Consider the following 21,969-nt stretch of genomic DNA (forward strand, 5'->3'; position numbering starts at 1 on the left):
ACAGATACAATGACACTATTAGGTTATTTTACTCAGCGTTTGGCATTTAGTCTCACGCTTTTTGAAAAAGTTCGCTATGGCACAGCAAATAGAGTTAACAAATACAGTAAATGAGAGCCAGCTAGGCAAACGTCTAGACCAGGTTGTTGCAGAATTATATCCAGATTATTCACGATCTCGCATCAAAGAATGGATCCTTGGTGACATGGTGTCGGTTAACGGCGAAGTCGTTAATAAGCCACGTGCAAAAATGATGGGTGGCGAAGAGCTACACATTATTGCAGAAATCGAAGATGAAGTGCGTTGGGAAGCACAAGATATTCCATTGAATATCGTGTACGAAGATGACGATATTATCGTGATCAACAAACCGCGCGATTTCGTGGTTCACCCAGGCGCAGGTACACCAGACGGTACGGTATTGAATGCATTATTGCACCATTGTCCGTCACTGGCTGAAGTACCACGTGCAGGTATTGTGCACCGTTTGGATAAAGACACCACAGGCTTAATGGTGGTGGCGAAAACGATCCAAGCGCAAACACGTTTAGTACGAGCACTGCAAAAGCGTAAGATCACGCGTGAGTACGAAGCTATCGCTATCGGTAAAATGACCGGTGGTGGTACGATTGAAAAACCAATCGGCCGCCATGCGACGAAACGTATTTGTATGGCTGTTCACGAGTTGGGCAAACCGGCGATTACGCACTACCGTGTCGCTGAGCACTTCCGCGTACACACGCGTTTGGTTCTACGCCTTGAAACAGGCCGTACTCACCAAATCCGTGTTCACATGTCTTACCTGACTTACCCGCTAGTGGGTGATGTACAGTACGGTGGTCGTCCTCGTCCACCACGTCACGCTTCGGATGAGTTTATTGCTGCTCTGCGTGCTTTTGATCGTCAAGCACTGCACGCACGTATGTTGCGCCTTGCTCACCCAATAACGGGTGAGGTGATGGAATGGCATGCTCCGCTACCAAGCGATATGGTGGCGATGATCGACATTCTGCGCAAAGATAAAATCGAAAATGGTGAAGACGATTACTAACGGCCATTAAGTTCGTTAGTAAATCTATAAGGATGTGATGATGGCAGCGCATATTGTTCCTGAGTGGCCAGCGCCAGCTCATGTAAAGGCAATTAGCACAACAAGAGTAGGTGGTACGAGCGTCGCCCCTTACCAAAGTTTTAACTTAGGTTTGCATGTTGGCGATGACCCTCAATCTGTGTGTCATCATCGTGATAGTTTGCAGCAACAGCTGCGACTTTCATCATCACCAGCTTGGTTAAACCAAGTCCATAGCACAAGGGTGTTAACACTCACCGAACCGTTGCTTGAAGCTGTCGATGCTGATGGTAGCTATACCCAGCAGCCGGGTATCGCTTGTACTGTGATGACCGCTGATTGCCTACCTGTTTTATTATGCGATAAGGCAGGAACACAAGTTGCGGCTGTGCATGCCGGTTGGCGTGGGTTAGTGGATGGTATTATAGAGCAAGCGTTAGCGTTATTTGATGCACCCAGTGGTGAGATCTTGGCGTGGTTAGGCCCTGCTATTGGCCCACAACAATTTGAAGTGGGAGAAGAAGTACGCCAGCAGTTTATGGCTGTGCTTCCTGAAGCCGAGTGTGCGTTTACAGCACACGGTGAAAAGTGGCTAGCTGATATTTATCAGCTTGCTCATCAGCGCCTATGCCATAGCGGTATTACCCATATTTATGGGGGAGAGCACTGCACCGTGACTGAATCTGAGACTTTCTTCTCTTACCGCCGAGATGGTATTACTGGTCGTCAAGCAAGTTTGATCTGGATTGAATAGCACTGGCCAATCATCCGATTTTAAAAGAGAAAAGCCCCATAAACGTCGTGTTTATGGGGCTTTTTGTATTTGGCAATAACAACACTAGTTAATGATAGTGATGTTCATCGGGTTCGCTTGTGACAGTTGAACCACATTCGCACCAAAGGGAACGGAATAAACCTCGTAACCATTGTCTTTTGCGCGGTAGAAGCGTTGGTTAACAGTATCGTGCAATAACACAATGCCGTTATAGCTAACAGTACGTAGCATTGCATTTTGAATAACGACAACATTGGTTGCAACAGTCTTTGGACTATGGCGGTTTTCAATGCGTGCTTCAGTACGTGACTCAATTCGAGCTTCCTGACGTACTTCTTGGCGTTTTTCTTGAATATCGCGTTGAGCCATAACGTGAGTAGATGAAGCAAGTGCGGCAATGATAACAGCGCAAGTAGTTAGGCCTTTCTTGAACATGGTTTTTTCCTCGATATGGAACGTCGTATTGTTTAAATGGTACGGCATTCTATATTTAGCTGTCAACATAAGGAATGCTATTCCATTTAATTTATCGAAAAACTAGACTCAAATAGTTAATATGACTGTTTGTGCATAATCGCTGTCGGAATTTTGGTTGTTAACCGCAATAAACTCTTGGTGGTTAAGTTGAAATTTTGAGAGATCAGCTCCATATCTATTACTGAGAAATAATATCGAGAGGGGAGGACTTATGCGTCTTGACCGATTTACCAGTAAGTTTCAAATGGCTATTTCTGATGGGCAGTCGCTAGCATTAGGACGAGACCATCAGTACATCGAGCCTGTTCACTTGATGTTGGCGTTGATCAACCAAGATGGCAGCACTATTCGTCCATTGCTGACCATGCTGGATGTTGATACCACTCAGCTGCGTTCTCGCTTATCTGAGCAACTCGATAAACTCCCTAAAGTAACTGGCATCGGTGGTGATGTTCAGCTGTCGCATAGCATGGGGATGCTACTGAATATGTGCGATAAGCTGGCACAAAAGCGCAAAGATAAATATATCTCATCAGAGTTATTTATCCTGGCGGCTGTTGATGACAAAGGCCCATTGGGGCAGTTGCTGAAAGATCTCGGTTTAACCGCAGCTAAAGTAGAAAAAGCCATCGACCAAGTGCGTGGTGGGCAAAATATTGATGATCCTAACGCGGAAGAAAATCGCCAAGCGTTAGAGAAGTTTACAATCGATCTGACAGAGCGAGCAGAGCAAGGCAAGCTGGATCCGGTAATTGGCCGAGATGATGAAATTCGCCGCACAATCCAAGTATTGCAGCGTCGTACTAAAAATAATCCAGTGATCATCGGTGAACCGGGTGTAGGTAAAACGGCTATTGTCGAAGGGCTTGCTCAACGTATCGTGAATGGCGAAGTACCTGAAGGATTGCGCAGTAAACGTGTTTTATCACTGGATATGGGAGCATTGATTGCAGGTGCGAAATATCGTGGTGAATTTGAAGAGCGTCTGAAATCTGTTTTAAACGAATTATCGCAAGAAGAGGGTAGCGTTATCCTCTTTATTGATGAACTGCATACTATGGTCGGCGCAGGGAAAGGCGAAGGATCAATGGATGCTGGCAACATGCTAAAACCAGCATTAGCACGTGGCGAATTGCATTGTGTTGGTGCAACAACGCTGGATGAATATCGTCAATATATTGAGAAAGACGCGGCACTAGAGCGTCGTTTTCAAAAAGTGCTGGTGGATGAACCAACGGTAGAAGATACCGTGGCTATTTTACGTGGCCTAAAAGAACGTTATGAATTGCATCATCATGTAGAAATTACGGATCCAGCCATTGTAGCGGCAGCCCGCTTATCGCAGCGTTATGTATCAGATCGCCAGTTGCCTGATAAAGCAATTGATTTGATTGATGAAGCAGCGTCCAGCATTCGTATGCAAATTGACTCTAAACCAGAATCACTGGATCGTTTAGAGCGACGTATTATCCAGCTCAAAATTGAACAACAAGCGCTGGCGAAAGAAAGTGATGACGCAAGCCAAAAGCGTTTAAATGACTTACACCTTGAGCTTGAAAGTAAAGAGCGTGAGTACGCCGAATTAGAAGAAGTATGGAAAGCCGAAAAAGCAGCATTGTCAGGCACGCAACATATTAAGTCAGAGCTTGAGCAAGCGCGAATGGATATGGAGATCGCGCGTCGAGCTGGTGATCTCAATCGTATGTCTGAGCTGCAATATGGCCGAATCCCAGAGCTGGAAAAGCAACTCGATCTTGCGGCGCAAGCTGAAATGCAGGAAATGAGCTTATTACGTAACAAGGTTACGGAAGCTGAGATTGCAGAAGTGCTATCACGCCAAACGGGGATACCTGTCGCTAAGATGCTAGAAGGTGAGCGTGATAAATTACTGCGGATGGAAGAAGCACTGCACAAACGTGTGATTGGTCAAAATGAAGCGGTAGATGCGGTATCGAATGCAATTCGCCGTAGCCGAGCAGGCCTGTCTGATCCTAATCGTCCTATCGGCTCTTTCTTATTCTTGGGGCCAACGGGGGTGGGTAAAACCGAACTGTGTAAATCATTGGCGAAGTTTATGTTCGACAGTGAAGATAATATGGTACGTATTGATATGTCAGAGTTTATGGAGAAACACTCTGTTGCTCGGCTAGTCGGTGCGCCTCCAGGTTATGTCGGTTATGAAGAAGGGGGTTATCTCACAGAGGCTGTGCGCCGTCGTCCTTATTCTGTCATCTTGCTTGATGAAGTCGAAAAGGCTCACCCTGATGTGTTTAATATCCTTTTACAGGTTTTAGACGATGGGCGCCTTACCGATGGACAAGGCCGCACGGTTGATTTCCGTAATAGTGTCATCATCATGACGTCAAACTTAGGGTCAGATCGTATCCAAGAGAATTTTGGAGAGCTGGACTATGCCGGAATTAAAGACATGGTACTGGATGTGGTGAGCCATCATTTCCGCCCTGAATTTATTAATCGCGTCGATGAAACAGTGGTGTTCCACCCGCTAGGTCAAGAGAACATCAAACATATCGCTAGCATTCAAGTTGAACGTTTGATTCAGCGTCTTGAAGAGAAAGACTACCAACTCGAACTTGACGAAAGTGCACTTGAGTTAATTGCGCAAGCTGGTTTTGACCCTGTTTACGGTGCTCGCCCACTAAAACGTGCGATTCAGCAATATATTGAGAACCCACTGGCTCAAGATATTCTGTCTGGCAAATTAGTACCGAGTAAGCTAATCCAGATAGTGGCAACCGATGGTAAAATTGTTGCGCAGCAGTAGTCGCTTGAATCGATAGCTAATCCATGATTTGGCCATGTCGAAGAGAAACACCGAGGTGAGAGATTGCTTCGGTGTTTTTTTATCTTCTCTTTCCTACAAATACTGAGGGATGTGCAATCTATTCCCTTTACTTTAATTTACCTGCGAATTCATTTTCGATTCACTTTGAGCGTTGTACTGTGAGTACATCTATTACAGGTGTCAGCCAGTCAAGGGGTAAGAGAATGAAAGGTTTAATGGATCAGCTACTAGGACAAGCAAGTAAATTGATGAGCGATGATAAGCCTTCCATATCAGGATCTTCATCAAGCAAGGCTGATTTGCTTAAAGGTGCAGTTGGTGGTGGTTTACTTGGGACGTTACTGGGTAATAAGAAAAGCCGTAAATTGGTGACGAAATACGGAAAGAAAGCCGCGGTTGTTGGTGGTACGGCTGTGGCGGGTACATTAGCTTATCAGGCTTATAAAAAGTGGCAGCAAAATCAACCTAGTGAGTCGGTGGTGTATCAAGAACAAGCAGGCTCTTTAAATAAAGATACAGCTAACCAAGAGAATACAGCGATAAGTCCTGAAAACTTATTACTATTAAAGGCCATGGTGTTTGCAGCAAGATCTGATGGTCATATTGATGACGAAGAAAAACAAGCGATAACGTCATGGGTACATGAGCAAGGTGTTGACGATAATATTGAAACATTAATTGCTGGTTGGATGAATGAGCCATTGGATCCTGTACTACTAGCCAAGGAGGTCAATAACCTAGAACAAGCCTCTGAAGTCTATTTGGTGTCATTACTCGCGATTGATATTGATCACTTCATGGAAAAGGCATATTTAGCACAATTGTCCCAAGCATTAGCGTTACCGCAGGGATTAATAAACGAGTTGGAAGAGCAAGCATCACTATAGTTTGTATCTTTGACGTTGTTATTTGACCGCTTTTTCATGTTTTGATGTAATTTTGTTCGGTTAGTTGCTGTTTACGTAATTAATTCAAAAAGCCCCTTGCCAATGTGATCGAAGTCTCTATAATGCGTCCTCACTGACACGGAGCAAGGCGCTTAGCCAGCAACGATAAGTCAGTTTGTTCTTTAACAATTTGACCATGCAATCTGTGTGGGCACTCGTGAAATGAATAGTCAAAAAAGATTATATCAATGAACTGAGTGACCAATACAATTTAAGTTTACTGCTTCGGTAGTGAAAATAAGTTGGCACAGTCAATTCGAATATCATGACTAGCTTCTAGTTATCGATGTTCAATCAGTATTCATTGAGCCGGTCGCAAGACCAACAAAACTTTAATTGAAGAGTTTGATCATGGCTCAGATTGAACGCTGGCGGCAGGCCTAACACATGCAAGTCGAGCGGTAACAGGAAGTAGCTTGCTACTTCGCTGACGAGCGGCGGACGGGTGAGTAATGCCTGGGAATATGCCTTGATGTGGGGGATAACTATTGGAAACGATAGCTAATACCGCATAATGCCTACGGGCCAAAGAGGGGGATCTTCGGACCTCTCGCGTCAAGATTAGCCCAGGTGGGATTAGCTAGTTGGTGGGGTAAAGGCTCACCAAGGCGACGATCCCTAGCTGGTCTGAGAGGATGATCAGCCACACTGGAACTGAGACACGGTCCAGACTCCTACGGGAGGCAGCAGTGGGGAATATTGCACAATGGGGGAAACCCTGATGCAGCCATGCCGCGTGTATGAAGAAGGCCTTCGGGTTGTAAAGTACTTTCAGCAGTGAGGAAGGTGGTAGTGTTAATAGCGCTATCATTTGACGTTAGCTGCAGAAGAAGCACCGGCTAACTCCGTGCCAGCAGCCGCGGTAATACGGAGGGTGCGAGCGTTAATCGGAATTACTGGGCGTAAAGCGCATGCAGGCGGTCTGTTAAGCAAGATGTGAAAGCCCGGGGCTCAACCTCGGAACAGCATTTTGAACTGGCAGACTAGAGTCTTGTAGAGGGGGGTAGAATTTCAGGTGTAGCGGTGAAATGCGTAGAGATCTGAAGGAATACCGGTGGCGAAGGCGGCCCCCTGGACAAAGACTGACGCTCAGATGCGAAAGCGTGGGGAGCAAACAGGATTAGATACCCTGGTAGTCCACGCCGTAAACGATGTCTACTTGGAGGTTGGTGTCTTGAACACTGGCTTTCGGAGCTAACGCGTTAAGTAGACCGCCTGGGGAGTACGGTCGCAAGATTAAAACTCAAATGAATTGACGGGGGCCCGCACAAGCGGTGGAGCATGTGGTTTAATTCGATGCAACGCGAAGAACCTTACCTACTCTTGACATCCAGAGAATTCGCTAGAGATAGCTTAGTGCCTTCGGGAACTCTGAGACAGGTGCTGCATGGCTGTCGTCAGCTCGTGTTGTGAAATGTTGGGTTAAGTCCCGCAACGAGCGCAACCCTTATCCTTGTTTGCCAGCACATAATGGTGGGAACTCCAGGGAGACTGCCGGTGATAAACCGGAGGAAGGTGGGGACGACGTCAAGTCATCATGGCCCTTACGAGTAGGGCTACACACGTGCTACAATGGCGTATACAGAGGGCTGCCAACCAGCGATGGTGAGCGAATCCCAGAAAGTACGTCGTAGTCCGGATTGGAGTCTGCAACTCGACTCCATGAAGTCGGAATCGCTAGTAATCGTGGATCAGAATGCCACGGTGAATACGTTCCCGGGCCTTGTACACACCGCCCGTCACACCATGGGAGTGGGCTGCACCAGAAGTAGATAGCTTAACCTTCGGGAGGGCGTTTACCACGGTGTGGTTCATGACTGGGGTGAAGTCGTAACAAGGTAGCCCTAGGGGAACCTGGGGCTGGATCACCTCCTTAACGATAGACTGCTTGTTTGATGCAGTGTCCACACAGATTGCTTGGTTAAAATGTAAAAGAGTGAAAAATCATAAAGTGATTTTTCTAGAAAGTACTTAGTCCCATTCGTCTAGAGGCCTAGGACACCGCCCTTTCACGGCGGTAACAGGGGTTCGACTCCCCTATGGGACGCCACTTTCTAAAGACATTCGCAAGAGTGTGATTAGAAAGTGGATATCTTCGGATAAACACATGCTCTTTAACAATCTGGAAAGCTGACTAGTAAATTGAATCAATAGATTCAATTACAATAGTTTTTATCTTAATGATAAAAACGAGTTCTCAAAACAACACACATTCAAGTGTCTTGGTTTTTGTCTTCACTTTTTTAAAAGTGGAAATGAAAATAACGAGTCCGGCGAAAAACCAATTTGTGTCCTTATCAGACACACAACCTTGGTTGTTTGAACATACAGACCCCTTGGGGTTGTATGGTTAAGTGACTAAGCGTACACGGTGGATGCCTTGGCAGTCAGAGGCGATGAAGGACGTATTAACTTGCGATAAGCCCAGTTTAGATAGTAAAAATCACTTGAGACTGGGATTTCCGAATGGGGAAACCCAACTGCATAAGCAGTTATCATTACGTGAATACATAGCGTAACGAGGCGAACCGGGGGAACTGAAACATCTAAGTACCCCGAGGAAGAGAAATCAACCGAGATTCCGACAGTAGCGGCGAGCGAAATCGGATTAGCCCTTAAGCTAGTCTTGCGTTAGGTGAACAAGCTGGAAAGCTTGGCGATACAGGGTGATAGCCCCGTAACCGACAACGCATTATTAGTGAAAACGAGTAGGACGGGACACGTGATATCCTGTTTGAACATGGGGGGACCATCCTCCAAGGCTAAATACTCCTGACTGACCGATAGTGAACCAGTACCGTGAGGGAAAGGCGAAAAGAACCCCTGTGAGGGGAGTGAAATAGAACCTGAAACCGTGTACGTACAAGCAGTAGGAGCCCACTTGTTGGGTGACTGCGTACCTTTTGTATAATGGGTCAGCGACTTAATTTTAGTAGCAAGGTTAACCGTTTAGGGGAGCCGTAGGGAAACCGAGTCTTAACTGGGCGTCATAGTTGCTAGGATTAGACCCGAAACCAGGTGATCTAGCCATGGGCAGGTTGAAGGTGAGGTAACACTTACTGGAGGACCGAACCGACTAATGTTGAAAAATTAGCGGATGACTTGTGGCTAGGGGTGAAAGGCCAATCAAACCTGGAGATAGCTGGTTCTCCCCGAAAGCTATTTAGGTAGCGCCTCGGACGAATACTACTGGGGGTAGAGCACTGTTAAGGCTAGGGGGTCATCCCGACTTACCAACCCTTTGCAAACTCCGAATACCAGTAAGTACTATCCGGGAGACACACGGCGGGTGCTAACGTCCGTCGTGGAGAGGGAAACAACCCAGACCGCCAGCTAAGGTCCCAAAGTTATAGCTAAGTGGGAAACGATGTGGGAAGGCTCAGACAGCCAGGATGTTGGCTTAGAAGCAGCCATCATTTAAAGAAAGCGTAATAGCTCACTGGTCGAGTCGGCCTGCGCGGAAGATTTAACGGGGCTAAGCTATACACCGAAGCTGCGGCAATATGACTTGTCATATTGGGTAGGGGAGCGTTCTGTAAGCCGTTGAAGGTGGTCTGTAAGGGCTGCTGGAGGTATCAGAAGTGCGAATGCTGACATGAGTAACGATAAAGGGAGTGAAAAACTCCCTCGCCGGAAGATCAAGGGTTCCTGTCCAACGTTAATCGGGGCAGGGTAAGTCGACCCCTAAGGCGAGGCCGAAAGGCGTAGTCGATGGGAAACAGGTTAATATTCCTGTACTGCTTATAACTGCGATGGGGGGACGGAGAAGGCTAGGTGGGCTTGGCGACGGTCGTCCAAGTTCAAGGGTGTAGGCTGATAGTTTAGGCAAATCCGGACTATCTTAAGGCTGAGACCTGATGTCGAGTCACTACGGTGATGAAGTCATTGATGCCATGCTTCCGGGAAAAGCCTCTAAGCGATAGGTTATACGTAATCGTACTCCAAACCGACACAGGTGATCAGGTAGAGAATACCAAGGCGCTTGAGAGAACTCGGGTGAAGGAACTAGGCAAAATGGTACCGTAACTTCGGGAGAAGGTACGCTCCTCACGGTGATGAGACTTGCTCTCTAAGCTGTAGGGAGTCGCAGATACCAGGTGGCTGCAACTGTTTATTAAAAACACAGCACTGTGCAAAATCGAAAGATGACGTATACGGTGTGACGCCTGCCCGGTGCCGGAAGGTTAATTGATGGGGTTAGACTTCGGTCGAAGCTCTTGATCGAAGCCCCGGTAAACGGCGGCCGTAACTATAACGGTCCTAAGGTAGCGAAATTCCTTGTCGGGTAAGTTCCGACCTGCACGAATGGCGTAATGATGGCCACGCTGTCTCCACCCGAGACTCAGTGAAATTGAAATCGCAGTGAAGATGCTGTGTACCCGCGGCTAGACGGAAAGACCCCGTGAACCTTTACTACAGCTTGGCACTGAACATTGACCCTACATGTGTAGGATAGGTGGGAGCCTTTGAAACCTCGTCGCTAGATGGGGTGGAGGCAATCTTGAAATACCACCCTTGTATGCTTGATGTTCTAACGTCGCCCCCTTATCGGGGGTGCGGACAGTGCCTGGTGGGTAGTTTGACTGGGGCGGTCTCCTCCCAAAGAGTAACGGAGGAGCACGAAGGTGGGCTAATCACGGTCGGACATCGTGAGGTTAGTGCAATGGCATAAGCCCGCTTGACTGCGAGAATGACAATTCGAGCAGGTGCGAAAGCAGGTCATAGTGATCCGGTGGTTCTGAATGGAAGGGCCATCGCTCAACGGATAAAAGGTACTCCGGGGATAACAGGCTGATACCGCCCAAGAGTTCATATCGACGGCGGTGTTTGGCACCTCGATGTCGGCTCATCACATCCTGGGGCTGAAGTCGGTCCCAAGGGTATGGCTGTTCGCCATTTAAAGTGGTACGCGAGCTGGGTTTAGAACGTCGTGAGACAGTTCGGTCCCTATCTGCCGTGGGCGTTAGATGATTGAGAGGGGCTGCTCCTAGTACGAGAGGACCGGAGTGGACGAACCGCTGGTGTTCGGGTTGTGATGCCAATCGCATTGCCCGGTAGCTACGTTCGGAATCGATAAGCGCTGAAAGCATCTAAGCGCGAAGCGAGCCTCAAGATGAGTCATCTCTAGACCTTTAAGGTCTCTAAAGGGTTGTCGAAGACTACGACGTTGATAGGCAGGGTGTGTAAGTGCTGCGAGGCATTGAGCTAACCTGTACTAATTGCCCGTGAGGCTTAACCATACAACACCCAAGGGGTTTTACGGACTCCATAAGCACTTGAATGACGTGTTTGAACGAAATTGTAAACGCTAGTTAGATTTTCCCAGATTGTATTTATCGCCTGACGGCGGTAAATAACCCGAATTTGCTTGGCGACCATAGCATTATGGACCCACCTGATCCCATGCCGAACTCAGTAGTGAAACGTAATAGCGCCGATGGTAGTGTGGGGTCTCCCCATGTGAGAGTAGGTCATCGCCAGGCTTCAAATTTAGATATACGTATTGAACGACGTGTATCGGATAGACAGATTACTGTTTATCACCGTGTGGAGCGGTAGTTCAGTTGGTTAGAATACCGGCCTGTCACGCCGGGGGTCGCGGGTTCGAGTCCCGTCCGCTCCGCCACTTATACTAAGCCCGAGTCTTACGACTCGGGCTTTTTTACATCTGTACTTTGGCGAATCATTACGCGGAAGCGGTCGTTCAGTTGGTTAGCCTCTTTACCTTGAAGGCGGCGGCCTGTCACGCCGGGGGGCGCGGGTTCGAGTCCCGTCCGCTCCGCCACTTATACTAAGCCCGAGTTTTACGACTCGGGCTTTTTTACATCTGTACTTTGGCGAATCATGGCGCGGAAGCGGTCGTTCAGTTGGTTAGCCTCTTTACCTTGAAGGCGGCGGCCTGTCACGCCGGGGAGCGCGCTGATTTTCGGTGTGGGAAGTCCTGTCCGTTTCGCCACTTATACTAAGCCCGAGTCTTACGACTCGGGCTTTTTTACATTTGTACTTTGGCGAATCATGACGCGGAAGCGGTCGTTCAGTTGGTTAGCCTCTTTACCTTGAAGGCAGCGGCCTGTCACGCCGGGGGCGCGCTGATTTTTGGTGTGGCAGTTTATCTATATAAAGTCCTGTCCGCCCCGCCATTTATACTAAGCCCCCTTTGTTCGCAAATAAGAAAGTACGACTTGGGCTTTTTTACGTCTGAAATTTATGCCTAACTTCTTATTTTGGTATGCCTGCGTGCTAAACAAACTGTAATTGCTTTGGAAGTTGCTTGTTGTAAAGCGTTAAAGCAAAAACGAAGGTCATGGCTTCAGCGACAGGAAGAGCAACTAAAAAGTGCCAAGGTGTGTTGAGCATAACGAAAATAAGGAGTAAGCCTACGGGTAAGAATAGCCCACGGCATAGTGCAATATAGGCGGATTGACGAGGCTGTTGGATAGCTGTGAAATACGCGGATAAGAGCAGGTTTAATCCGCTGAAAATAAAGCATGGCCAAATAAGATTTATAAATAGCATGGCATGTTGGCTTGCTGAGTCATTTATATCATCGAGAAATAAAGCGGTAATATAACTCGGTAAAAACCAAGCGAGGGTAACCATACCTAGGCTGACTGAAAGAACAGTCATACTTGATGTTACCATTACTTGCTGAACGCGAAGGTGCTGTTTTGCTCCAAAATTTTGGCTGATCAACACATGAACAGCATCGATCACCCCATAGAAAATCATAGTACCAACAAATAGCAGATAGTTAGTTACCGCAAAGCCAGCCACTCCATTTGTACCTGAATGGCGAAGCAGTAGCCAGTGAACAGTAAATATCACCACCCCGACTGCTATTTCATTGATGAATTCTGATACGCCATTGTATAGCGCTTGCATCAGAGTCGAGATCTTTAATGCGGTATGCGTAAGGTGTAATTGCCGATCTTTGTGACAAAAAAAGCTAAGCAAGATCAGGCACTGCCCTGTTTGTGCCAAGGTTGTTGCCCATGCGGCCCATTCAATTTCCCACCTTAGGTATCCTAAAAAGAATGCGTCTAGTGCGATATTCGTTGCTGCGCCCACCAGTAAGGCGATAGTTCCTAGCATAGGTTTGCCATCCGTTCGAATAAAGTAATACAACACCATGCCTGACAGTTGGATCACGAAGCAGAATGACATCACGGAGAGATAACGATACATCTCGTTATGTAATGCTGGCGGCGCACCGAGCAAGACAAATATTTTTGAATGAAAAAACATATTGAATATTGCCATCACAAGGGTAAAGGCGAGGATAGCCAGTAAGGAGAGGGTAAAAATAGCGTTAGCACTGACGTTGTCTTTTTCGCCTAAGTGTTTACCTGCAACTACAGAGCCGCCTATCGCGACCATTAAGGCGATAGCAAACATAAAGGTGAAATAGGGGATCAATAGGTTGATGGCCGCTAATGCATTCGCTCCTAAATAACGTCCGACAAAAATACCATCAACGACACCAGCCGTTGAGATAGCGAGTAATCCAAAAAGTGACGGAATTGCGTAATAAAAGAAGGTCGGTAGTACCGCTCCATCTAAGGCGCGATTATAAGGTGTCGTCATAAGGAGCAATCCATGAACTTAAGCATCATGCATCCATAGTGCTTAAGTTATCGATCGGAGACTAGCCTGCTGAACTTGCTTTTGAAGCACACTCAACCTTCCTTGTAACAAACGTAACTTGTGTTGAAATGAGAATCAATATCATCAAATATCATCTCCCCTGTTACGTGTTTGAGTTGGAAAACAGGCACGCTGAGCGGACTATAAATATGGCTTAGGTGGTTGTTAAGGTAGAAGGATAATGAGCTTGAGTGTGAAAAACATAGCGGAACATGCATCCTTTCAAGCTTTTATGAATTGTTACTTGCGAGAGGCTGACCAAGGTCATTGGAGTCAGGCTAACGTGTGGTATCAAAAGCTGAATAATTGTTCGAAAAAGCAGCCAGAGAGAGAAGGATTGTGGGTTGTTGAAGTTCCTTTGACGCACCTTGAAGGCAAACTGGCGGTTGAAGTCAGCTACAAAACAAATGTTGGTCGACATAGTTTTGGTGACATATGGCTTCAACGCAATCATGGGTGGCAACAAGAGACACCTCTGAACGCTGTGTTTATGTTAGTGCGAGAGATCTACTCAGCACTCGATGCCGATCCTATTATTGTGAGTCGAAAAGAACGAGAGTTGGTACTGCGCATTATTGATAGTGAACAAATCATGGCGCGTTACATCACTGAGCGTCACGCAGATCCTTTACTGAAAAGTACCCGCTTCATTGATGCAGAGCAGGCATTATTGTTTGGTCATTGGCAGCATCCGACACCTAAAAGTCGACAAGGTATGGTGGATTATCACCATCGACTATATGCCCCTGAGCAGAAAGGCGAGTTTATGCTCCACTATTTTAAGGTGGAACGTTCACTCGTGTGCCAACGCTCAGCAATATCACTATCGGCTGAAGATATTATTCAACAGTCACTGGCTGTTGAAGCTCTAGCGCTAGAGGATGCTGAAGCCACCGATTATGTTATTTTGCCTATGCACCCAATCCAGGCGCAATGGCTATTACATCAACCTCATGTCATGGCATTGATATCGCAACATCGCATTATCAATTGCGGTTTGCACGGCGTGTCTTTCACTGCAACCTCATCGGTACGTTCACTCTATAATCCTGTTATTCCATGGATGTATAAGTTTTCACTGCCAATCAAAATTACCAATTCGCTTCGAGTGAATAAACGTCATGAGTTAGAGGCTGGTGTTGTGATGGCTAGTTTGTATCATAAAACAGGCTTTTCTAGCCGTTATCCAAGTTTTCAGATTGTCAGTGATCCTGCTTATATTACGGTTGATTTACCTGGTTACTCTGAAAGTGGCTTTGAAGTCATTATTCGTGATAACCCTTTCCAACAAGGTCGTGATGAAAATACTGTCACCATAGCAGCCCTCACACAAGATCCTTTACCCGGGCAGCAATCATTATTACATGACATCATCACCACCCTCGTAGAGAAAACGGCAGCTTCGCTGGCACAAGTTAGTATGAAATGGTTTGCGCGATATTGGGATTGTGCGATAGATCCTATGATCCGCTTATACGACGAACACGGTATCGCGCTTGAGGCACACCAGCAAAACAGCGTAATAGCTTTGATGGATTTATACCCCGACACCTACTACTTTCGTGATAATCAAGGGTTTTACCTATCGACGGCTTACCGTACCTACCTTGAATCACTCGAACCCAGTTCAGCCACTGTGCATGATCTTTATTTTGATGATCAGGTGATTGTTGATCGCTTCTCTTATTACCTGATGGTGAATCACTTGTTTTCAATTATTGGTCGGTTTGGTGCGGATGGTTTGATTGATGAAACGACACTGCTGCTATTTGCTCAACAGCGATTAATGGCATTAAAAACAAGCTTAACGGGGGCTGGGTACCGCTTTGTCGATAGTTTATTAAGTCGAGATTTTATTCCTAGCAAAGCGAACTTACTGACACGGTTGCATGATATTGATGAGTTAACTGTAGAGAATGAGCAGGCGATATATACCCAATTTAGCAACCCATTGGCGAAGGCCTCTCTAACAACCGAGCCAAAGGAGAAACAGTATGCCATTGCCTAAGATGGCGTGCTTATCGCCAGAGCTACGTGTGTTACGTCAGTTAATCGAAGCATTATTATTTGAGGCATGCGTTTCAGTGACTCGTGAAGAGGTTGCTGCACAGACATGTTGTTTTCGTTGGCAGATGCGGGAGCATTATTATTCCGTTGAGGGAAGAGAAGGGGCGTTTGGTCGCATTCGTATTGATATTGCTTCATTGAAGTTTAGGTTAAATCCACAGGCTTCTGATTTTAACAAGCCGACATTAACCGATGTCATGCAAGATTTGCCGACAAGCTTTCGAGTAAAAACGGCTATGGATGATGAGTTTCAACAAACGATCGCCTTGTGTTTATGGAACACACAATACCTGCCAATGGTGTTATCGCGTCGCTGTTGTGATTACAGCCAATTAGAAACCAGCCTTGATGAAGGTCATCCTTATCATCCCTCTTTTAAGGCGAGAACTGGGTTTAGTTTAGATGATCATCAAAGCTATGGGCCTGAAGCGGGGCAAACATTTTCTCTGCGTTGGCTGGCCGTGAAACAGAGCTACCTTAACGTACAATTGCCACTGGATCCTGTCTCTTTCTGGCTGCAAGAACTAGGCGAGCGCCATTGGCATCAATTAACGCAGCTGCTTGCACAACACCAAGGGGATTGGCAGTCCTATGGTTTAGTGCCTATCCACCCTTGGCAATGGCAGCAACTGCAACAAGCATGGCTTCTTGATGCCCAGCGTAACAAAAGCGTGATTGACCTTGGTGAGCTAGGGGATGCTTATCGTGCAACTCAATCAGTCCGCACTTTAATGAACGTGAGTGATCCGTTAAAAGCCCATATTAAGTTACCGATGAATATGGTGAATACCTCTTCTCGTCGCACATTAGAACCACACTCGATTTGCAGTGCACCTGCTATATCAGAGTGGATAGCTAATATTGTGGCGAGTGATCCCGAATTAACACATTTGGTAGCACTCAAAGAGTATGCCGGCATTCACTTTCAGCCTCCTGAATGTGCGTTGAATCAAGCCCCAGCCGATGGTCAGCTTGGGGTGATTTTCCGTGAAAGTGTCCAGAGCCAGTTGGCACCGAATCAGCAAGCGATCCCATTTAATGCCTTGATGATGATAGAGCGTGATGGCTTACCTTTTATTAGCGATTGGGTTGAAAAGTATGGTTTAGCCACATGGTTAATACGCTTGTTTGAGGTTGCTATCACACCTGTGTGGCATATGTTGGTGAAACATGGTGTTGCGTTGGAAGCTCACGGTCAGAACATGGTGTTAGTGCACCAAGATGGGTGGCCAGAGCGTCTGATGGTGCGTGACTTTCATGAGAGTGTTGAATACCACGCTGATTTTCTTGCGGACCCCACTCAGTTACCTGATTTTCCTGAATTAAGCCCTTTATATCAAGATGCTCCGCCCGATCTTTATTATGAGATGAGTTCGGTTGAATTACTGCGAGAGTTAGTCATGGATACGCTCTTTGTATTTAATCTGACAGAAGTTTCGTACTTGATCGAAACACACTATCACTTTGAGGAAAGCGCTTTTTGGGCATTGGTCAACCAGTGTTTGAAGCGTTATGCCATACAGCATCCAGAACTTGCTACTCGCCTTGCTTGTCTGCATTACGACACCACACACATTATGACGGAATCGCTGATGACGCGAAAACTTGCGGCTTCTCGCGATGAGTGCCATCACGCGATTCCTAATATTTTAACCTTATGTGACAAATAACAAGGATTGTATGATTTACGTAAATGACGACTATTACGGTCAGCATTATTTTGATGATCTTTATGCTACTTTTTCTGATCACCCTGTGCTTGGACAGTGCCAAGGAAAACGTATCGCTGTGTGCTGTAGCGATCCTGCTTATTGGTTAGCACTATGTTTATACGTAAAAGCCCAAGGTGGCTCTTTGTATCCTATTTATGCGCAAACCCCACGGTTAGCAGCAAAACGTTTAGCGGATAGGGCGCAGTGCCATTATCTGCTGATTGAAAGCGGTGAACATTGTATGGTGCTGACGCGGCAAACCATAGATCCTAGTGATAATGATGTTCAGCCTGTATTGGTGCAAACGAGCTCAGGAACAACGGGCGAGCCGAAAGTGATTACTCGCAGCTGGGAAATGATCGAGAAAGAGCTAACCAGTTATGTCGTGACATTTACCCAGCCAAATACAATGACGCCATTAATTGCCTGCCCAATTACGCATTCTTATGGCTTGATCGCGGGTGTGTTGGTTGCGCTAAAACGGGGTCTCAAGCCCGTTATTATTAGTAATATTAATCCTAAATATCTGATCAAAAAGCTGCTTACAACAGAAAAGCCTTTGCTGTATTCATCACCAACACTAATTCAATCTGTGGTGAAGTTGTACCCATCTACAGCACGTATCCATGCCGTGATGACCTCTGGTACCGTGATCCCGCAAGAGTGGTTCATGGCATTGAAAACGAAAACAGACCATGTTTTTCAGCAATATGGTTGTTCTGAAGTTGGCTGTATTGCCGTGAATGCGGATACACAAGGCGCGGATCAGCTGGGTTACCCATTACCTCACCTCATTGTCGAGGCGGGAGAAAGTCGCGATACACCTGCTGAAATTAAAATTACAGCTGATGGCCGAAGTATCCATACACATGACCTCGGTTACTACAATGCGCAAGGCGTTTTGTGTTTTGTATCACGCTTGGATGACACCATAAATGTCGCAGGTCTACATGTTTACCCCAAAGATGTTGAAGATGTCGTAATGGAGTTGCCTGAAGTCAGTGAGGCCGTGATCTTCAAGCGTCACGACTCGCTTGCTGGTGATAGGGTGTGCTTACAGTTTATCGCTTCAGAGAGGCTAGAACCTAGCCGCATTCGTCATTGGTGTAGTACGCGTCTAGCGTCTTTTCAACTGCCCGTTGATATTGAACAAGTCGAGCATATTGAAAAATTAGCGAACGGAAAAATTAGCCGTAAAGCATTAGCTGAGCGTGGGATTGCAATCCCTGCACTAGGGTAAGGAGCGTAAAATGACTCGTGATGCGATTGTGAACGCAATAGAAAAAGTGCTTAGGGAAAACATGCAAAGCGTACATTTAGCGGCATTTACTGAAACGGCCCGTCTCAATGAAGATTTGTATCTTGATTCAGTGTTGACGCTGCAGCTGATATTACATTTAGAGCTTGATCTTGGTTTATCCGTACCCGATGGGAACTTATCAAAGCATGATTATGCCACAGTTGCTAGCTTAGCGGATTTTTTAGCTCGCGTAGATAACGCGCAGCTGGCTAATGAAATCAAGGAGCAGCCACCGGCACAGCAAGAGTTTGAAGATGTGAAAGTGCATTGTTTTGTTAGCTGCGTCTGTGAATTGTTAAAACGTGCCAGTATCGATCATCGTCCTTTTTACTTTGGCGTTTGGGATGCGGAATTTACCATTAATGAGCATTATCAATTGTGTTACCACTCCTCCGATATTGATCATCATTCTTTTCGTGCCTGGTACCAGCGCTTGTATGGTGTAGCTGTACAGCCGTGGTATGAGGAAACCGCTTCTAAAGCGACCAACGTTGATCGCTTAATGTCGTTACTGACCGAGAAAGAGGCAACACAACATGTAATGGTGATGCTGGACATGTATCAGTTACCTGAGCGTGATAATAAATTCAGCCAAAACCCTTTCCCTCATTATGTGATGTTACAACACACCGCAGATCCAGAGCGGTTATATATGTCTGATCCTGACTTTCGTTGGGAAGGAGAACTACCGACGCAGCGAATTGTGAATGCCATCATTCAGCCGACAGTTGCTGGCGGCTATTGGTTTGATGAGAAGGATGCGAAACCAGCTTGTAATCGTGATATTCAAGCCTACTTTATTGCATGTTTTTTGCCAGATGCGAATCCTCTGACGGCCGCTATTCGCACCATAGTGCATGCACATCTTGATGAAGATAAATCACTAACCTTAGAGCAGCTTACATTTGCTGTACGTGAAATTCGCGTCATCGCAGTGCGTAAATATGCTTATGAGCATGGGTTGGCTTTCTTTTGGCGTGCATTGGGATTGAATGATGATGACTTTGAAAACTGGTGCGATGTTATTGAAGATCTCATCCAGACTTACTCTCGAATTCAATATCAGATCATGAAACTTGCGGAAACCAAGGACATGGCGTTAGTGAAGCGTATTGATACCTTATTAGATAAGCAAAACCGCACAGAAAATACAATAAAGCGACGTTTGTATGAGGTGTACCAAGACTGGTGCGAGTTAAATGACTTACCGCTAATGAGTGCGGCAAAGGAGGGTTAGATGCATTTATCTATATGTACGATTTCATTTCGGCATCATCTCGTATCACTAGAAAATTTGGCAGAGTGGGCACGCACACATGCTTTTGATGGTATCGAGTTGTGGGGAGTACACGCGATAGGCTTAGAGCATCAGCCACAATATGATGCGAAGTGGCTGCAAGATATGGGGTTATCAATATCCATGCTGAGTGATTATTTACCCCTTGTCGGTGATCGCCATGCTGCCAATCAAAAGTGTGCCCATATTTGCCGTTTAGCAGATTATTGGCAAACAGGGAAAGTTCGTACTTTTGCTGGCCATCAAGCCAGTGATGATGTTGATGCCGTACAGCGTCAACAAATGACACTGCGTTTGCGAGATATCTGTCAGTATGCTGCAGAGAGTGGGCTTGATGTGTTGGTTGAAACTCATCCTAACACCTTGGCTGATACGCCAACATCAACATTACGTTTATTGGAAGAAGTGAACCATCCAGCCTTGAAACTGAACTTTGATACGCTGCACGTGTGGGAGGCAGGGGCGGATCCCGTGGCGTTTCATCGGCAAGTGATTGAGCATATTGGTCATTATCATTTGAAGAATATTCAATCACGAGAGCAACTGTCTGTTTTTAGCCCTGAAAATGTTTATTCACCAGCTGGGACTCGGCAAGGCATGGTGCCTTTATTCAATGGGGCGCTCGACTATAACGCTTTTTTACAAGGGGTTGCGAATAAACCTTCGGTTTCAGCATCTTTGGAGTGGTTTGGACATGATGTAAAAAAGACGCTATTACATGATAAAAAAAAGTTGGAACTTTACTTTAAAAACATAAGTTTAGATTCGGTTTTGGCAGTCTAAAGAGTGTTGGTGATTTGTTGCAAAAGTTATGACTTATGACGCAAAGTTTATGTGTTAGTGATTGCATATTCGGTGCATAAGTAGTTTAATGCTTACAATCTAATTGGTAATCATTATCAATTGGGTGCGAGAGTATTATAACTACATTCATTAGCGGTAATTAAAGTCAGGCAGGGAATTTCATGGCATCAAGGATTAGACAGCACTCGATGACTGTGCTGATTGTTGAACCCAATGAAGGATTAAGTCAGCAGATCAGCGAGCAATTTTGGCTTGAAAACTTTGTGGTACGCCGATGCTCGGCAGGTAACGAAGTACAGGGCGTTGTCGCTGAAGGTGGCATTGATTTAATTATTTTATCAATGCAGTTACCAGAAATGTCAGGGTTAACATTACTTAAACGTTGTCGCCAATTCACCGGTATTCCGATTATCTTAATCGCGGCTCATTATCAAATGGCAGATTGTATGAATGGCTTCATGCATGGTGCAGATGACTACATAACGCAACAGCGTCCGCTAAAAGAGCTCGTGTATCGTGCGATGGCAATCTTACGGCGGCTTAATACTGATACCGTGTCGCCTGAAAAACGTCATGAGCTCGTGGTCGGTGAACTGAAAATGGATCGCCAGCGTTTAAGTGTTACTGTCAATGAGCAATCTATCTCAATGACCCCCATTCAGTTTAAATTACTATGGACTTTGGTGTCACAACCCGCAGAGGTTCTCAGTAAATCGTATTTATACCGTCAGGTCTTAGCACGAGAGTTTAGCCCTTATGATCGTAGCCTAGATATGCACTTAAGTCGCGTTCGTAAAAAGCTGGTGGCTGCGGGCATGTCTGCCGAGCGCCTACAAACCTCGCATGGTAAAGGGTATCGTTTCGCTTAGTTCGAGTGAATCCTAAGTGTAAAAATAACATTTCTTTTCTTCCTTCATGGCAAGTTTATTGTCATGAAGGCTTCTTTGTATCTATTTGATTTTTAATGTTTTAACTTGGCTTGTAACAGTTGTAAAAACCGTTTACAGCAACCTCCCAACTATAGAGAATAGCTTAAATTGATAATAGTTCTCATTATTGTTGGAATGATAA

General features: G+C 45.9%; 12 protein-coding genes, 3 tRNA genes and 3 rRNA genes. 16 read left to right on the forward strand and 2 right to left on the reverse strand.

The features are described 5' to 3' along the window. Positions 1-76 precede the first annotated feature (76 nt). Both rluD and pgeF read left to right on the forward strand, forming a co-directional pair. Complete coding sequence (gene rluD, locus OCU77_RS03010) at positions 77-1,051, forward strand: 23S rRNA pseudouridine(1911/1915/1917) synthase RluD (RefSeq protein ID WP_107303055.1); 975 nt, start codon at positions 77-79, stop codon at positions 1,049-1,051. A 37-nt stretch (positions 1,052-1,088) separates the two neighbouring features. Further along, on the forward strand, positions 1,089-1,823 hold the full coding sequence (pgeF, locus tag OCU77_RS03015) for a peptidoglycan editing factor PgeF (protein WP_390624760.1): 735 nt from the start codon (positions 1,089-1,091) through the stop codon (positions 1,821-1,823). 84 nt (positions 1,824-1,907) lie between these two features. On the opposite strand, the gene OCU77_RS03020 is transcribed toward pgeF, so the two are convergent. Beyond that, complete coding sequence (locus OCU77_RS03020; RefSeq protein WP_048900815.1) at positions 1,908-2,279, reverse strand: hypothetical protein; 372 nt, start codon at positions 2,277-2,279, stop codon at positions 1,908-1,910. Positions 2,280-2,532: 253 nt separating this feature from the next. Here OCU77_RS03020 and clpB point away from each other — a divergent pair, with 253 nt between their 5' ends. The 8 genes from clpB (at position 2,533) to OCU77_RS03060 (ending at position 11,859) form a co-directional block, all read left to right on the forward strand. After that, positions 2,533-5,106 carry an ATP-dependent chaperone ClpB gene (gene clpB / locus OCU77_RS03025; protein WP_048900814.1) on the forward strand — a complete coding sequence of 858 codons (2,574 nt, stop codon included), beginning with the start codon at positions 2,533-2,535 and terminating at the stop codon, positions 5,104-5,106. Between the two features lie 224 nt (positions 5,107-5,330). Next, positions 5,331-6,014 (forward strand): tellurite resistance TerB family protein, encoded by a 684-nt coding sequence (locus OCU77_RS03030; RefSeq protein ID WP_048900813.1) that lies wholly within the window; start codon positions 5,331-5,333, stop codon positions 6,012-6,014. Positions 6,015-6,407: 393 nt separating this feature from the next. After that, positions 6,408-7,950 (forward strand): 16S ribosomal RNA (locus OCU77_RS03035). A 98-nt stretch (positions 7,951-8,048) separates the two neighbouring features. Then, positions 8,049-8,124: transfer RNA gene (locus OCU77_RS03040), tRNA-Glu, on the forward strand. A gap of 298 nt (positions 8,125-8,422) precedes the next feature. Beyond that, positions 8,423-11,314, forward strand: a 23S ribosomal RNA gene (locus OCU77_RS03045). A gap of 127 nt (positions 11,315-11,441) precedes the next feature. Then, positions 11,442-11,557, forward strand: a 5S ribosomal RNA gene (gene rrf, locus OCU77_RS03050). The 16S, 23S and 5S rRNA genes sit together here with 3 tRNA genes alongside, the layout of an rRNA operon. A 66-nt stretch (positions 11,558-11,623) precedes the next feature. Continuing rightward, positions 11,624-11,700 (forward strand) — tRNA-Asp (locus tag OCU77_RS03055). 67 nt (positions 11,701-11,767) lie between these two features. Beyond that, positions 11,768-11,859, forward strand: a tRNA-Asp gene (locus OCU77_RS03060). A 455-nt stretch (positions 11,860-12,314) separates the two neighbouring features. On the opposite strand, the gene OCU77_RS03065 is transcribed toward OCU77_RS03060, so the two are convergent. Then, positions 12,315-13,658, reverse strand: coding sequence for an MATE family efflux transporter (locus OCU77_RS03065; RefSeq protein WP_048899894.1), 1,344 nt, complete (start codon positions 13,656-13,658; stop codon positions 12,315-12,317). A gap of 253 nt (positions 13,659-13,911) precedes the next feature. On the opposite strand from OCU77_RS03065, the gene OCU77_RS03070 reads away from it, so the two are divergent. From OCU77_RS03070 to OCU77_RS03095, 6 genes are all read left to right on the forward strand, one after another. Then, on the forward strand, positions 13,912-15,726 hold the full coding sequence (locus tag OCU77_RS03070; protein WP_244915188.1) for an IucA/IucC family protein: 1,815 nt from the start codon (positions 13,912-13,914) through the stop codon (positions 15,724-15,726). Then, on the forward strand, positions 15,713-17,455 hold the full coding sequence (locus OCU77_RS03075; RefSeq protein WP_048899896.1) for an IucA/IucC family protein: 1,743 nt from the start codon (positions 15,713-15,715) through the stop codon (positions 17,453-17,455). Before OCU77_RS03070 ends, OCU77_RS03075 begins: the two co-directional genes overlap by 14 nt. A 10-nt stretch (positions 17,456-17,465) precedes the next feature. Then, positions 17,466-18,737 (forward strand): AMP-binding protein, encoded by a 1,272-nt coding sequence (locus tag OCU77_RS03080; protein ID WP_048899897.1) that lies wholly within the window; start codon positions 17,466-17,468, stop codon positions 18,735-18,737. Between the two features lie 10 nt (positions 18,738-18,747). After that, positions 18,748-20,034 (forward strand): DUF6005 family protein, encoded by a 1,287-nt coding sequence (locus OCU77_RS03085; RefSeq protein WP_048899898.1) that lies wholly within the window; start codon positions 18,748-18,750, stop codon positions 20,032-20,034. Then, positions 20,035-20,877, forward strand: coding sequence for a sugar phosphate isomerase/epimerase family protein (locus OCU77_RS03090; RefSeq protein ID WP_107303076.1), 843 nt, complete (start codon positions 20,035-20,037; stop codon positions 20,875-20,877). It begins immediately after the preceding gene. A 182-nt stretch (positions 20,878-21,059) separates the two neighbouring features. Further along, positions 21,060-21,767, forward strand: a complete 708-nt coding sequence (locus OCU77_RS03095; protein ID WP_048899899.1) for a response regulator transcription factor — start codon at positions 21,060-21,062, stop codon at positions 21,765-21,767. The last annotated feature ends 202 nt before the right edge of the window (positions 21,768-21,969 follow it).

It is taken from the genome of Photobacterium swingsii, assembly GCF_024346715.1.
GTDB lineage: Bacteria > Pseudomonadota > Gammaproteobacteria > Enterobacterales > Vibrionaceae > Photobacterium > Photobacterium swingsii.

Excerpts from the sequence above, each read along its gene's own strand:
- OCU77_RS03065 (WP_048899894.1), bottom strand. The coding sequence starts at position 13,658 with ATGACGACACCTTATAATCGCGCCTTAGATGGAGCGGTACTACCGACC.
- OCU77_RS03085 (WP_048899898.1), top strand. The coding sequence starts at position 18,748 with ATGACTCGTGATGCGATTGTGAACGCAATAGAAAAAGTGCTTAGGGAA.
- OCU77_RS03080 (WP_048899897.1), top strand. The coding sequence starts at position 17,466 with ATGATTTACGTAAATGACGACTATTACGGTCAGCATTATTTTGATGAT.
- OCU77_RS03075 (WP_048899896.1), top strand. The coding sequence starts at position 15,713 with ATGCCATTGCCTAAGATGGCGTGCTTATCGCCAGAGCTACGTGTGTTA.
- OCU77_RS03020 (WP_048900815.1), bottom strand. The coding sequence starts at position 2,279 with ATGTTCAAGAAAGGCCTAACTACTTGCGCTGTTATCATTGCCGCACTT.
- rluD (WP_107303055.1), top strand. The coding sequence starts at position 77 with ATGGCACAGCAAATAGAGTTAACAAATACAGTAAATGAGAGCCAGCTA.
- OCU77_RS03030 (WP_048900813.1), top strand. The coding sequence starts at position 5,331 with ATGAAAGGTTTAATGGATCAGCTACTAGGACAAGCAAGTAAATTGATG.
- OCU77_RS03090 (WP_107303076.1), top strand. The coding sequence starts at position 20,035 with ATGCATTTATCTATATGTACGATTTCATTTCGGCATCATCTCGTATCA.
- clpB (WP_048900814.1), top strand. The coding sequence starts at position 2,533 with ATGCGTCTTGACCGATTTACCAGTAAGTTTCAAATGGCTATTTCTGAT.
- OCU77_RS03095 (WP_048899899.1), top strand. The coding sequence starts at position 21,060 with ATGGCATCAAGGATTAGACAGCACTCGATGACTGTGCTGATTGTTGAA.
- pgeF (WP_390624760.1), top strand. The coding sequence starts at position 1,089 with ATGATGGCAGCGCATATTGTTCCTGAGTGGCCAGCGCCAGCTCATGTA.